The 13873-nt window shown below is 71.0% G+C and carries 11 protein-coding genes and 1 tRNA gene; 9 read left to right on the forward strand and 3 right to left on the reverse strand.

Going from position 1 to position 13873, the window contains the following annotated elements; all coding sequences use genetic code 11:
- Positions 1 to 75 precede the first annotated feature (75 nt).
- The 3 genes from V7793_RS21730 to V7793_RS21740 all read left to right on the forward strand — a co-directional run bounded on the left by V7793_RS21730 (position 76) and on the right by V7793_RS21740 (position 3416).
- Entirely contained in the window at positions 76 to 795 is a 720-nt protein-coding gene (locus tag V7793_RS21730) for a response regulator transcription factor (protein WP_336009008.1), read from the forward strand.
- 379 nt (positions 796 to 1174) lie between these two features.
- On the forward strand, positions 1175 to 2797 hold the full coding sequence (locus V7793_RS21735; protein ID WP_336009010.1) for a M4 family metallopeptidase: 1623 nt from the start codon (positions 1175 to 1177) through the stop codon (positions 2795 to 2797).
- A 121-nt stretch (positions 2798 to 2918) separates the two neighbouring features.
- On the forward strand, positions 2919 to 3416 hold the full coding sequence (locus V7793_RS21740) for a hypothetical protein (protein WP_168095664.1): 498 nt from the start codon (positions 2919 to 2921) through the stop codon (positions 3414 to 3416).
- A 59-nt stretch (positions 3417 to 3475) separates the two neighbouring features.
- On the opposite strand, the gene V7793_RS21745 is transcribed toward V7793_RS21740, so the two are convergent.
- Positions 3476 to 4168, reverse strand: a complete 693-nt coding sequence (locus V7793_RS21745; RefSeq protein WP_336009013.1) for a pentapeptide repeat-containing protein — start codon at positions 4166 to 4168, stop codon at positions 3476 to 3478.
- A 151-nt stretch (positions 4169 to 4319) separates the two neighbouring features.
- Between V7793_RS21745 and V7793_RS21750 the strand changes: the two genes are divergently transcribed.
- Together V7793_RS21750 and V7793_RS21755 are read left to right on the forward strand one after the other, a co-directional pair.
- A complete protein-coding gene (locus V7793_RS21750; protein WP_336009015.1) occupies positions 4320 to 5327 on the forward strand; it encodes a zinc-binding dehydrogenase in 1008 nt (335 codons plus the stop codon).
- 176 nt (positions 5328 to 5503) lie between these two features.
- Positions 5504 to 7171 carry an MFS transporter gene (locus V7793_RS21755; RefSeq protein ID WP_336009017.1) on the forward strand — a complete coding sequence of 556 codons (1668 nt, stop codon included), beginning with the start codon at positions 5504 to 5506 and terminating at the stop codon, positions 7169 to 7171.
- A 54-nt stretch (positions 7172 to 7225) separates the two neighbouring features.
- On the opposite strand, the gene V7793_RS21760 is transcribed toward V7793_RS21755, so the two are convergent.
- Positions 7226 to 8371: an aminopeptidase P family protein gene (locus tag V7793_RS21760; RefSeq protein ID WP_336009018.1), complete on the reverse strand. Its 1146-nt coding sequence runs from the start codon at positions 8369 to 8371 to the stop codon at positions 7226 to 7228.
- A gap of 216 nt (positions 8372 to 8587) precedes the next feature.
- Between V7793_RS21760 and V7793_RS21765 the strand changes: the two genes are divergently transcribed.
- On the forward strand, positions 8588 to 10759 hold the full coding sequence (locus V7793_RS21765) for an MMPL family transporter (protein WP_336009019.1): 2172 nt from the start codon (positions 8588 to 8590) through the stop codon (positions 10757 to 10759).
- 75 nt (positions 10760 to 10834) lie between these two features.
- Here V7793_RS21765 and V7793_RS21770 read toward each other — a convergent pair.
- Positions 10835 to 10907, reverse strand: a tRNA-Thr gene (locus tag V7793_RS21770).
- Between the two features lie 182 nt (positions 10908 to 11089).
- On the opposite strand from V7793_RS21770, the gene V7793_RS21775 reads away from it, so the two are divergent.
- The 3 genes from V7793_RS21775 (at position 11090) to V7793_RS21785 (ending at position 13674) form a co-directional block, all read left to right on the forward strand.
- Entirely contained in the window at positions 11090 to 12223 is a 1134-nt protein-coding gene (locus V7793_RS21775; protein WP_336009021.1) for an ABC transporter ATP-binding protein, read from the forward strand.
- 239 nt (positions 12224 to 12462) lie between these two features.
- Entirely contained in the window at positions 12463 to 12870 is a 408-nt protein-coding gene (locus tag V7793_RS21780) for a hypothetical protein (RefSeq protein ID WP_190022318.1), read from the forward strand.
- Between the two features lie 69 nt (positions 12871 to 12939).
- Positions 12940 to 13674 carry a nucleotidyltransferase family protein gene (locus tag V7793_RS21785; RefSeq protein ID WP_336009025.1) on the forward strand — a complete coding sequence of 245 codons (735 nt, stop codon included), beginning with the start codon at positions 12940 to 12942 and terminating at the stop codon, positions 13672 to 13674.
- The last annotated feature ends 199 nt before the right edge of the window (positions 13675 to 13873 follow it).

Here is a 13873-nt window from a genome sequence, read left to right on the forward strand (position 1 = left end):
CGGCGGCTCCCTGACCATCGAGTCGGCGCCCGGCGAGGGCACCGTCGTCTCCGCCTGCATCCCCCTGGAGCCCCAGTGACCGACCCCGGCCCCCTCGGCCCCGGCCCCGCCGACCCCAGCCGCCCCAGCCGCCCCATCCGCATCCTGCTCTGCGACGACCACGCCGTCGTACGGGCCGGGCTGCTGGCGCTGCTGTCCAGCGCGCCCGGCATCGAGGTCGCGGGCGAGGCGGGCGGCGGCGAGGAGGCGGTCGTACTGGCCGCCCGGCTGCGGCCGGACGTTGTCCTGATGGACCTTCAGCTGGGCCCGGGCATGGACGGGATCGAGGCCACACGGCGCATCGTGGCCGACGCCGCCCGTGCCGGCACCCCCACCAGCGGCGGCGGCACCGGCGGCGGCCCGTACGTCCTCGTCCTCACCACCTACGACACGGACGCCGACATCACCCGGGCCATCGACGCCGGAGCGACGGGGTACCTGCTGAAGGCCGAGCGTCCGGAGGAGCTGTTCTCGGCCATCAGGGCGGCCGCCGAAGGCCGTACGGCGCTGTCGCCGCCCGTCGCGGGCCGCGTCATGGCACGGATGCGCGGCTCGGTGCGGCCGGCGCTCACCGACCGCGAGCGGGACATCCTGGGGCAGCTCGCCCGCGGGCTGGGCAACCGCGAGATCGCGCGCGCCCTGTTCATCAGCGAGGCGACCGTGAAGACTCATCTGGGGCGGATCTACGACAAGTTGGGTGTGGACACCCGGTCCGGCGCCGTCGCCGTGGCGAAAGAACAGCGTCTTTTGCCGTGACTTCACACCGCCTTGATGCCTGCGGCCCTAGCCTGGCCGCGCCGGCCTCGTAGCGGAAGCGGTACCACCGCCTCAGCTCCGGCGGATTGCATGCAATCTCATCCGATCGCATGCAATCACTGTCCTCGCACTGAGATGCGACCGGTTCCAAGTCCGGACCAGCCCTGTGCAGTTCACCGCATAGCGGAACAGAACAACCGTGTTTCGGAGAACGACAGATCAAATCCTTGTTGCGCCCCTGTCAATGTCGCCCGGGGGATGGCACTCTCTCCTCAATCCACTCATGCACCACTCCTGCACCACCGGGCAGCCGTAACCCGTGCTGCCTGAACCCCCCTCAAAGGGACGTGACTTCACGGCCCGCACATAGGAGACAGAGTTGAGAAGCGTCACCTCCACCTCCCGCAAGAACACCCTGCGCGCCGCCGCGCTCGTCGCCTCCGCCGCCATGGTCGTCGTGGCCGTGCAGACCGGCTCCGCGAGCGCCACCGCCGACAAGGCGAGCGAGGCTTCGCCCCTCGCCGTGTCCGCAGGGCAGCGGGTCGCCGCGATCAAGGACGCGCAGTCCGCGGCCCCCTCCACCGCCTCGAAGCTCGGCCTCGGCGGCAAGGAGAAGCTCGTCGTCCGTGACGTGATCAAGGACGCGAACGGCACGGTCCACACCCGCTACGAGCGCACCTTCGAGGGTCTGCCGGTGCTCGGCGGCGACCTCGTCGTGCACGAGGCGAAGAGCGGCTCGCGCAGCGTCGACAAGGCGACCGACGCCGAGATATCCGTGCCCAGCACCACCCCCGCCCAGGCCCCGGCCGCCGCGAAGAAGAGCGCCCTCAGCGCCGCCGCGGAGGAGAAGAAGACCGAGAAGGCCGGCGCCGAGCGGGCGCCGCGCAAGGTCGTCTGGGCGGCCTCCGGCAAGCCCGTCCTGGCCTACGAGACCGTGGTCACCGGCGTGCAGAAGGACGGCACGCCCAGCAAGCTGCACGTGATCACCGACGCCAACACCGGCAAGAAGCTCTTCCAGCGCGAGGCCATCGAGACCGGCTCGGGCACCAGCACCTACAGCGGCACCGTCCCGCTCAGCACCACCAAGGGCGGCTCGGGCTACCAGCTCGTGGACGGCGAGCGCGGCGGCCACAAGACCTACAACCTGGCCCAGGGCACCGACGGCACCGGCGACCTGTTCACCAACTCCAGCGACAGCTGGGGCGCCGGGGACCAGAAGGCGGGCGTCGACGCGCACTACGGCGCGGCCGTGACCTGGGACTTCTACAAGAACGTGCTCGGCCGCAGCGGCATCAAGAACGACGGCGTCGCCGCGTACTCGCGCGTCCACTACGGCGACAACTACGTCAACGCCTTCTGGGACGACGAGTGCTTCTGCATGACCTACGGCGACGGTGAGGGCAACAAGAACCCGCTGACCTCGCTCGACGTGGCCGCGCACGAGATGAGCCACGGCGTCACCTCCGCCACGGCCGGCCTGGTCTACAGCGGCGAGTCCGGCGGCCTCAACGAGGCCACCTCGGACATCTTCGGCACCGCCGCCGAGTTCTACGCCAACAACAGCACCGACAAGGGCGACTACCTCATCGGTGAGGCCATCAACATCCGCGGCGACGGCTCCCCGCTGCGCTACATGGACAAGCCCAGCAAGGACGGCGCGTCCAAGGACTACTGGTCCTCCTCGCTCGGCCGCCTGGACGTCCACTACTCCTCGGGCCCGGCCAACCACTTCTTCTACCTGCTGTCCGAGGGCAGCGGCTCGAAGACGATCAACGGCGTGACGTACAACAGCCCGACCTACAACAACTCCAAGGTCGCGGGCATCGGCCGGGACAAGGCCACCAAGATCTGGTACAAGGCCCTGACCACGTACTTCACCTCCACCACCAACTACAAGGCGGCCCGCACCGGCACCCTGAAGGCCACCGCGGACCTCTACGGCTCCTCGAGCGCGGAGTACAAGGCGGTCGCCGCCGCCTGGACCGCGATCAACGTGAAGTAACCCACCGCCGTGAAGTGATCACAGCAACGACGTGAGCCGGGAGCGCCCCGCCGCCGACGCGGGGCGCCTCCGGCTCGCACACGTTTACGCGTCCACCCCTCCGCCGTGACACCATCGAAGCGTGATCGACCTCGGCTACTCGCTCTCGCGCCGCTTCCCCGACCCTCCGCAGACGGACTACCGCACGGCGGACGTGCGGGCCCTCCGGCACGACCTCTTCTGCGGGGACGTCTACATCGCGGACGTGAAGAAGGACCGCGAGCTGTCCACAGCCTGGGGATGGGTGCCGGTGCTCGACTTCGCGTGGGCGCTGTGCGACATCATGGAGCAGATCGACCGCGACCCGCGGGGCAGGCGCTCGGCGACCACCCAGTTCGCCGAGCTGGACTTCACCGAATCCACCGACTGCATGCTCTTCGAGCGGCGCTTCGGCTGGGTCGAGGTCTCCGCCGACTGGATGCCGGCCGACGAGCCCGCGCTCACCTTCGACCACCGCGCCCTGCGCCGCGAGGCCCGCGACTTCCTGCACGACCTGATCGCGGACCTGTCCGACATGCATGAGGGCCTCGCCGACAACCCGGTGATCTGGGACCTGCAGAGCCGCTTCCCGCGCGTGTAGCCGGCCCGCGCGCCCTCACAGTCCTCCCATTCCTCACAGTCCTCCCGGTCCTCGGCTCCTCAGTCCTCCGCGGCCTCCACCCGTACGCCCAGCTGCGCCGCGAAAGCCGGAGCAAGATCCAGGAGTTGGGACGGGCTGATCAGCGCTCCCGACAGGTGCTCGATGCCACGGGCGATGTCGATCTCCGCCGCCGCCCGCAGATCCACGTCCGTCATCCGGGCCCCCGAGAAGTCGGCACGGCGCAGCACACCGCCGCGGAAGGCGACGCGCTCCAGCCGGGCCCCGCCGAAGTCGGCCTCGGAGAGGACGACGCCTTCGAACGTGACGTCCTTCAGCACCGCCCCGCGCAGATTCAGATAGTCGATCTTGCCGCCGCGGACGACAACCCGCTCCAGCACCGCGCCGTGCAGCTGGGTCCCGCCGAGCCGGGCGTCCCGGACCTCCACATCCCGCAGGCCCGCCTTCGACAGGTCGGTGCCCACGCCGCGGATCCCGTCCAGCACACAGTCCGTGAAGCGGGCGGCGACCAGCTCCGTCTCGTCCAGCGCGCAGGCGTACAGGCCGCAGTCCAGGAAGCGGGCGCTTATCCCGGACTGCCCCGCGAAGTCGGCGTCCGTGAACGCGAGGCCGTCATAGTCCCCCTCGGGCTCCAGCTCCGCGCCGTCGTACGGCCGCAGCTCGGGCAGCCGCACGTCCGGGACCCTCACCGCGGGGCGCTTCGCACCGGCCCGCTTCCTGCCGTCCTTCGTCATGCCGACCACCGTGACACACGCCACTGACAACGCCACTGACAACTCCCCTGACCGCGGCCCCACCACGCCTTGACCTCAACCACGCCTGAGGTTGAAAACTCAAAGGCATCACCGCGCGAGACGCAACACGCGACACCGCTGGGAGACCGCCATGCACGCCGTACGACTGCACGACTTCGGCCCCGCCGAGAACCTCACCTACGAGCGCACCGAGGACCCCGTCCCCGGCCCCGGGCAGCTGCGGATAGCCGTCGCCGCCGCCGGCGTGCACCTCCTCGACACCGCCCTGCGCTCCGGTCTCACCAGCCCCCTCCACCCCGCCCCCGAGCTGCCGACCATCCCCGGGCGCGAGGTCGCCGGAACGGTCGACGCCGTCGGCGAGGGCGTCGGCGAGCACTGGCTCGGCCGGCGCGTCGTCGCCCACCTGGGCATGGTCCCCGGCGGCTACGCCGAGCTCGCCGTCGTCGCCGCCGACAAGGTGCACGAGCTGCCCGACGGGCTCGACGAGGCGGAGGCCATCGCCATGATCGGCACCGGCCGCACCACCCTGGCCGTCCTCGGCTTCACCGTGCTCACCGGCAAGGACGTCGTCGTGGTGCCGGGCGCGGCCGGCGGCATCGGCGCCCTGCTCGTGCAGTACGCCAAGAACGCGGGCGCCACCGTCGTCGGCCTCGCCGGCGGCCCCGCGAAGACCGAGCGCGTCCGTGCCCTGGGCGCCGACATCGCCCTCGACTACAACGACCCCGCCTGGCCCGAGGCCGCCCGCGAGGCCCTGGGCGAGCGCTCGGCCTCCGTCGTCTTCGACGGGGTCGGCGGCGAGGCCGCACGCGCCTCCGTCGACCTGCTCGGGCCCGGCGGCAGCCACTTCGTCTTCGGCTGGTCCGCGGACGGCATCACCGGCGGCGGCCCCTCCTACGCCCCGAGCGAGGAGGAGCTCGCCGCCCGCTCCCTCACCTCCCGCAACGTCCTCGGCCCGGCGATGATGGAGCGCATCGGCGGCCCCGAGGGCCTGCGCCGCCTGGAGTCCACCGCCCTGGCCGACGCCGCCTCCGGCCGCGTCACCCCCCTCGTCACCCGCTTCCCCCTCGCCGAGGCCGCCGCCGCACACGAGGCCCTGGAGACGCGCCGCACGGTGGGGAAGGTCGTCCTCGTGCCGTAGGGATGACGGGGCGGGGGCGGGGCTACTGCCCTCGGGACCACCGGGCCCCCGCCCCGACAGGCGCCCCTCACCCGGCAGGCCTACGCTGGATTGCGGATTCTGCGCGCCACGCGCACCACGTGCACCACGCCCGCGCCACGCGCACCGCGCACGCCACGGCCGCGAGAGCAGGTCCCATGAGTTCCACGAACAAGGGCCCCATACCCTCCGGAACCCCCGGAACCCCCGCCACCACCGCACCCGCCCCCGGATCCGCACCCGCGCCCGACCCCCGCCGCTGGTGGGGTCTGGTCGTCATCGCCATCGCCCAGCTGATGGTCGTCCTCGACGCGACCATCGTGAACATCGCCCTGCCGTCCGCACAGCGCGACCTCCAGATGTCGGACGGCAACCGGCAATGGGTGATCACCGCCTACACCCTGGCCTTCGGCGGCCTCCTCCTGCTCGGCGGCCGCATCGCCGACCTGGTCGGCCGCAAGCTGACCTTCACGACCGGCCTCGTCGGCTTCGCCGCCGCGTCCGCCCTCGGCGGCGCCGCCCACACCTCCGGCATGCTGTTCGCCGCCCGCGCCCTCCAGGGCGCCTTCGGCGCGCTCCTGGCACCCTCCGCGCTCTCCCTGCTCACCACCACCTTCACCGACGGCAAGGAACGCGCGAAGGCCTTCGGCATCTACGGCGCCATCGCCGGCGGCGGCGCCGCGATCGGCCTCATCGCCGGCGGCCTGCTCACCGAGTACCTCGACTGGCGCTGGTGCCTCTACGTGAACGTGCCCATCGCCCTGATCGCCCTGCTCGGCGCCCTGGTCTTCCTCCACGACGACCGGCGCCGCCACGGGGAACGCCCCCGCCTGGACATCCCCGGCGTCGTCCTGGGCTGCGGCGGCCTCGTCGCCATCGTCTACGGCTGCAGCGAGGCCCAGCCGCGCGGCTGGGACGACCCGCTCGTCCTCGGCCTGCTGTGCGGCGGCGCGGCGCTCCTGGCCGCCTTCACGTGGTGGCAGGGGCGCGCCCCGCACCCCCTGCTCCCCCTGCACATCGTGCGCGACCGCAACCGCGCCGGGTCCTTCCTGGTGATGGGCCTGGCCGTCATCGCCATGTTCGGCATGTTCCTGTTCATGACCTACTACCTGCAGGTCGTCCTCGGCTACTCGCCCGTGAGGACCGGCCTGGCCTTCCTCCCGATGACCGCGGCCATCATCGTCGGCTCCACGCAGATCTCCGCCCGCCTCATGACCCGCGTGCCCCCGCGCACCCTGATGGTGCCCGGCACGCTCCTCGCCGCCGGCGGGCTGTTCCTGCTGACCTTCCTGCCCGTCGAGCCCGCGTTCGTCAGCCACGTCCTGCCCGCCGAGCTCCTCGTCGGCCTCGGCATGGGCCTGATCTTCATGCCCGTCATGGCCACCGCGACCGCCGGCGTCGCCCCGCAGGACGCCGGAGTCACCTCCGCCACGGTCAACACCGCTCAGCAGGTGGGCGGCTCCATCGGCACCGCCCTCCTCAACACCATCGCCACGTCCGCGAGCACCGGCTACATCACCACGCACCTGAAGACGACGGCCGCCGGCGGAGTCCTCACGCCCGCCGTCCGGGCCGGCGTCGTGAAGACCGGCATCGTCCACGGCTTCCAGATCGCCATCGCCTGGGGCGCGGGCATCATGCTCCTCGCCGGCGTCACCGGCTGGTTCATGGTCACCGCCCGCGCGCCGAAACACGCGGCCCCTCCCGGCGGCGCCGGAGCGGACGCCGTCACCACCGGCGCCGCCCTCGCGGAAACCCGGGCGGCCGCCGAAGCCGAGGAACGGCACCACATGCGCGCACCCGAACCCGGAGACGGCCCCTGGTAAACCGGCACGAGCCCGGCACAAGCCCCGACGCAACCGCAGTGCGTGTAAGGGCCTTCAGGCCACCACCCGCATCCCGTGCGACGTATTGTTCAGCCGCCGGCCACCCGAGTCCGTGCACACCACAATGTCCTCGATGCGCACCCCGAAACGACCCGGAAGATAAATCCCCGGCTCGATCGAGAAACACATCCCCGGAACCAGCGGCAGGTGTTCGCCCTCCACCAGGTACGGCGGCTCGTGCGTCGTCACCCCGATCCCGTGGCCCGTACGGTGAATGAAGTATTCCCCGTAGCCCGCGCCACGGATGACCTGCCGCGCCACCCGGTCGATCTCCTGGCACGCCACACCGGGGCGCACCGCCTCGAACGCCGCCTGCTGCGCCTCGCGCACCACGTCGTGCACCTTGCGCTCCTCGGCCGTCGGCTCGCCCACGTGCACCGTGCGCGTGGTGTCCGAGCCGTAGCCGTCCTTCAGGCCGCCGAAGTCCATGACGACCATGTCGCCGAGCTCGATGACCCGGTCGCCCGCGTCGTGGTGGGGGTTCGCACCGTTCGGACCCGAGCCGACAATCGTGAAATCGACCTGGCTGTGGCCGTGTTCGCGCAGCAGCCGCGCCAGGTCCGCCGCCACCTCGCACTCGCGCCGCCCCGCGAACCGCAGCCCCACCACCTGCTCGTACGCCGCGTCCGCCGCGGCACCCGCAGCCGCCAGCCGCTCCACCTCGTAGGCATCCTTCACCGCCCGCAGCATCGGCATGACCTCGGTGAACGCCCCGTACGACACGCCCGGGCAGGTGCGCTGCAGCGCGAGCACGTGCAGCGCCCACGCGTTGTCCGAGACGCCGTAGCGGCCCTTGGGGTCGAGCAGCGGGGCCAGGGCCGCGTACGGATCCTGGCCGTCGCTCCAGCCGGTGACGGACAAGGACGGGGCGGCGGGGGCCTGTTCGGCGTCCGGGCGCTCCAGGGCGGGCACCAGCAGCCGCGGCCGGGCGCCCGGCGCGATCAGCAGAGCGGTCAACCGCTCGGTCACGGGCGGGCGGTAGCCCGTCAGCCAGTCCAAGTCCGGGCCCGGTGTGACGATCAGACCGGCGAGACCGGAGTCTGCGGCCGCCACGGCGGCGCGCTCCAGGCGGGCGGCATAGGCGGGCCCGCCCTTCGGTCCGCCGGGCGAGGTGGGGGCGGAGGCGGCAGCATCGCTCATGGGGGCAGAGTAATCCGGACGAAGGCGGTCGGCGATGCGATTCTCTACCTCACGGGTGATGCCCCCTCATCCGGCCGGATGAGAGTTACCCCGACCCAGGGCCGATTTCCCCCCGATTCCGTTGTGGGGAAATTCAGGGATGTCTAGCGTGTTCATGCCTGTAGTTCACACCTGCAGCCTCCTGCTGCAGTTCATGCTCGCCTAGCTAGGAGCACCATGTTCCGACGAGTCGGGCGGTTCGCCGTCCACCGACCTTGGCTCACCATCGCCGGCTGGATCATCGCCGCGGTGGCCCTCAGCCTGCTGGCCCCCGGGCTGAAGTCCACGACCGATGAAACGGAATTCCTTCCTTCACATTATGAATCCGTACAGGCGGGCAAGCTCCAGGAAAAGGCCTTCCCCAAAACCGAACAGCCCTCCGCCATCGTCGTCTTCCAGCGCTCCGACGGCGGGAAGCTCACCGCCGCCGACCGCGCAGACGTCGCCAAGGTGACCGGCGGGCTGCATGACAAGCACCGCAAGGGCATCGCCCGCATCGAGACGAACCCCCAGGCCGTCTCCCCCAACGGCGAGATCGCCCTGGCCAACGTCATCGCCGTCAACAAGAATGCGCAGGACCAGACCCTGCCCAATGCCGTCAAGGACCTCCGTCAGGACGCCAAGGGCCTGCTGGACGGCACCCACTTGAAGGCCGGCTTCACCGGCCAGGCGGCCACCGCCCTCGACGCCCAGGAGTCCTCCGGCGACACCGACGCGATGATCATGTCGGCCACGCTCCTCCTGATCATCATCCTGCTGCTGGTCATCTTCCGCAGCCCGCTGATAGCGCTGATGCCCGTCCTCATCATCGCCCTCGTCTTCGCCGTCGCCCTCGGCCTCATCGGCACCGCCGCCGAACTCGGCGGGCTCAAGGCGGACAACTCCATCTCCGCCATCCTCATCGTCGTCCTCTTCGGCGTCGGCACCGACTACATCCTCTTCCTCCTCTTCCGCTACCGCGAAGAGCTGCGCGACGGGCAGCAGCCCAAGGAGGCCCTCACCAACGCCGTCGCCCGCGTCGGCGAAACCATCGCCTCCGCCGCCGGCGCCGTCATCGTCGCCTTCCTCGCCCTCCTCCTGTCCACCATGGGCATGATGCGGGCGATGGGACCCTCGCTCGCCATCGCCGTCGCCGTGACCCTCATCGCCGCGCTCACCCTCGTGCCGGCCGTCTTCTCCCTCCTCGGCACCAAGGCCTTCTGGCCCTCCAAGGCCTGGAAGAAGCGCTCCCGCAGCCGCCTCTCCGACGGCCTCGGCGCGCTCGTCGCCCGCCGCCCCGCCGCCATCGCCGTGCTCTCCGCCGCCGTCCTGGCGGTCCTCGCCGTCGGCGCCGTCAGCTTCAAGGCCGAATTCGACACCGACAGCCAGCTGCCGCAGAAGCTCGAATCCGTCCAGGCGATGAAGGACCTGCAGCGCGGCTTCTCCGCCGGCCAGTCCGACCCCGCCATGGTCTACGTCGAGTCCCGCAGCGGCACCCTCGACAAGGCCGCCCTCGGCACGTACAAGAAGGACCTCGCCGGCATCGAGGGCGTCGGCGCCGTCTCCGACCCCGTCGTCAACCCCGACGGCACCGTCGCCCAGTACAGCGTCGTCCTCAAGTACCGCCCCACCGAGGACAAGGCCATCGACCTCGCCGGCGGCACCCTGCGCACCACCGCCCACAAGGCCGCGCCCGACGGCAGCAAGGCCTACGTCGGCGGCACCTCCGCTGTCCTCGCCGACGTGGAGAAGGCCGTCAGCCACGACTACAAGCTGGTCTTCCCCATCGCCGGACTCGCGATCATGATCATCCTGGGCCTGCTGCTCCGCAGCATCGTCGCCCCGCTCTACCTGATGATCTCCGTCGCCCTGGGCTTCGGCGCCACGCTCGGCTCCACCGTCTGGCTCTTCCAGGACCTCCAGCACAAGAACGGCCTGCTGTTCATGCTGCCGGTCATCGTCTACCTCTTCGTCGTCGCCATCGGCACCGACTACAACATCCTCATGGTCGCCCGCCTGCGCGAGGAGGTCCGGCGCGGCGTCCCCGCCCGCGAGGCCATCCACACCGCCGTCGCCCGCTCGGCGCCGACCATCGCCTCCGCCGCGATCATCCTCGCCGGCACCTTCGGCGTCCTCCTGCTGGCCGACAACTCCATGCTCCAGCAGATGGGCTTCGCGGTCGCCTTCGGCATCCTGCTCACGGCCTTCGTGATGGCCATGCTCCTCGTCCCGACCGTCACGTCCCTCCTGGGCCACAAGGCCTGGTGGCCGGGCCACCAGGACGCCCCGCGGCCGGACGCGGTGACGGGCTCCCTCCCGTACGCGGACCAGGGCCGCCGGCTGGACGCGGGCGAGGAGGTGCGGCGCTGAGGCGCCCGGCCCGCACCCGCCCCTGACAGCACGAAACCGCAGGTCCCGGAAGGGGACCTGCGGTTTCGTCTTCCGAGCCGACTGTCGGGTTCGAACCGACGACCTTCGCTTTACAAGAGCGGTGCTCTACCAGCTGAGCTAAGTCGGCCTGTGCGTTGCAGTCTAACCAAACTCCACCCGTGCCCAGGCCACGAATGTTCACAGCCGTCGGCTGCTGACAACCGACCGCCTCCCGGGTACCGTCACCTGCAACCCGGTCCAAATGGACTGGACCACTCCCTCTACTCGGATCGTCCGGCACGTTCCTGCCGGTGAAGGGACTGCATCACCATGGCCACGGTCACGTACGACAAGGCGACCCGGATCTACCCGGGGGCCGACAAGCCCGCCGTCGATCAGCTCGACATCTCCATCGAGGACGGTGAGTTCCTCGTCCTGGTCGGCCCGTCCGGGTGCGGGAAGTCGACCTCGCTGCGAATGCTCGCGGGGCTCGAGGACGTCAACGGAGGGGCGATCCGGATCGGTGACCGGGACGTCACCCATCTGCCGCCGAAGGACCGGGACATCGCCATGGTGTTCCAGAACTACGCGCTCTACCCGCACATGACCGTCGCCGACAACATGGGCTTCGCGCTGAAGATCGCGGGCGTGCCCAAGTCGGAGATCCGCCAGAAGGTGGAGGACGCGGCGAAGATCCTGGACCTCACCGAGTACCTGGGGCGCAAGCCCAAGGCGCTCTCCGGCGGTCAGCGGCAGCGCGTGGCGATGGGGCGGGCGATCGTGCGCGAGCCCCAGGTGTTCCTCATGGACGAGCCGCTGTCGAACCTGGACGCGAAGCTGCGCGTGCAGACGCGTACGCAGATCGCCGGGCTGCAGCGCCGCCTCGGCATCACCACGGTCTACGTCACCCACGACCAGGTCGAGGCCATGACCATGGGCGACCGCGTCGCGGTGCTCAAGGACGGCCTGCTGCAGCAGATCGACTCGCCGCGGAACATGTACGACCGGCCGGCCAACCTCTTCGTCGCGGGCTTCATCGGCTCGCCGGCGATGAACCTGGTCGAGGTGCCGGTCACCGACGGCGGCGTGAAGTTCGGCAACAGCGTCGTCCCGGTGTCGCGCGAGGCCCTCGCGGGCACGGGCAAGGGTGACCGGACCGTCACCGTGGGTGTCCGCCCCGAGCACTTCGACGTGGTCGAACAGAACGGCGGGACGGCGAAGTCGCTCGGCAAGGAGTCGAAGGACGCCCCGGCCGGCCTGGCGGTCACCGTCAACGTGGTGGAGGAGCTGGGCGCCGACGGATACGTGTACGGCACGGCCGAGGTCGGCGGCGAGCAGAAGGACCTCGTCGTGCGCGTCAACGGCCGCCGCGTGCCCGAGAAGGGTTCGATCCTGCACGTCGTCCCGCGCCCGGGTGAACTGCATGTCTTCTCGACCTCCTCGGGCGAGCGACTGAGCGACTGAGCGACCGATCGCGCGGTGCGGCCGCGGTCCGCACCGCACGAACCCCGCCCCCGTGCCGTCCAAATGGCCCGGGGGCGGGTGTTTTTCGCCCCGAAGCCGCATCAGTTGCCGTTTTCCCTGCCAGATCGCTCTTTTCGAGCTCCGTGCGTCAACCCTGCGACCATCCGCACCACCAGAGGCATCCCTCGACCGGGTGACTAGATGTCGCGGCGTCATTACCCCTCGCTACCATCTGCGGCATGAACCAGGCCGCCCGCCACATCGGCAGAACCCTTGCCTTCGTACTCCCCGTCGTTCTCGTCCTCTCGGGGACGCTCGCGGTGACCCGTGTCCCGTGGGCCGCGCCTGCCGATTCGCAGGTGCTCACCGCGTCCTCCGACAACGCCTCCACCCAAGCCCGGATCCGCGCCCCGCACGAGGTGCTGCACGACAAGCTCCTGACCGAGCTGCAGGAGAAGAACCCGGGGGTCGCCCTCAGCCACCTCCAGGAGGCCACCAACGGCCGTCCCTCGCTCGCCCGGCACTGCGTCGAGATCGCGCGGAGCCTCGGACGCGCGGCGGTCGCCAAGTACGGCCCCCGGCAGGCCCAGCGCTTCGCCCGTCCGGTCTGCGACACGTCGTACGCCTCCGGCGTCCAGAGCCGCTGACCGCCGCAAGGGGGCACGGCGCCGCCACCGCCGGTCCGTCCGCGGACGGCACCGCATATCGTGCGGTGCATGACCGGCACGCACGCGTATCCGTACCCCACCCAAGCCGTGATCCTGGCCGGCGGCCAGGGGTCGCGGCTGCGCCCGTACACCGACGACCGACCCAAGCCGATGGTCGAGATTCCCGGCACCGGGACCCCGATCATCGGCCACCAACTGGCCTGGCTGGCCGCCGAGGGCGTCACCGACGCCGTGGTCTCGTGCGGCCATCTGGCGGAGGTCCTGCAGGAGTGGCTCGTGTCGGCCGACCTGCCGCTGCGGGTGACGACGGTCGTCGAGAAGGAGCCGCTCGGCCGGGGCGGCGGCCTGAAGTTCGCCGCGGCCTCCCTGCCGCACCCCGACCAGCCCTGGTACGCCACCAACGGCGACATCTGGACCCGCTTCTCGCTGCGCGAGATGGCCGCCTTCCACCACGAGCGTGATGCGGCGGCCACCCTGGCCCTGGCCCGGCCCCGGATCCCCTGGGGGGCCGTCGAGACCGACGAGTTCGGGCACGTCCTGGACTTCATCGAGTCCCCGCCCTCCCCGTACCTGATCAACGCGGGCGTCTACGTCTTCTCCGCCGCCTTCACGGAGCTGCTGCCGGAGCACGGCGACCACGAGCGCACCACGTTCCCCCGGCTGGCGCGCGAGCGGCGGCTGGCGGGCTACCCGCTGCCGCACGGGGCGTACTGGCGGGCCATCGACACGGCCAAGGACCTCACGGAGGCCGCGAGGGAGCTCGCGCGGGGCGGCGCGGCATAGTTCCTGCCGGACTCCGGCCCGGGTGCACGACGGCCCCCGCACCTTCCTGGTGCGGGGGCCGTCTGCTGCGTGGAACGCCCTGCTCAGCCGAGGAGGCCGCCGAGCGCTCCTCCCGTGCGGGTGCCGCCCGACGAACCGCCGGAGGAACTGCCTCCGGTGTTGTTCGTGGCGCTGCTCGTGCCACTGGAGGCCGAGGAGC

This window comes from Streptomyces sp. KLMMK (genome assembly GCF_036961605.1).
Classification (GTDB): Bacteria; Actinomycetota; Actinomycetes; order Streptomycetales; family Streptomycetaceae; genus Streptomyces; species Streptomyces telluris.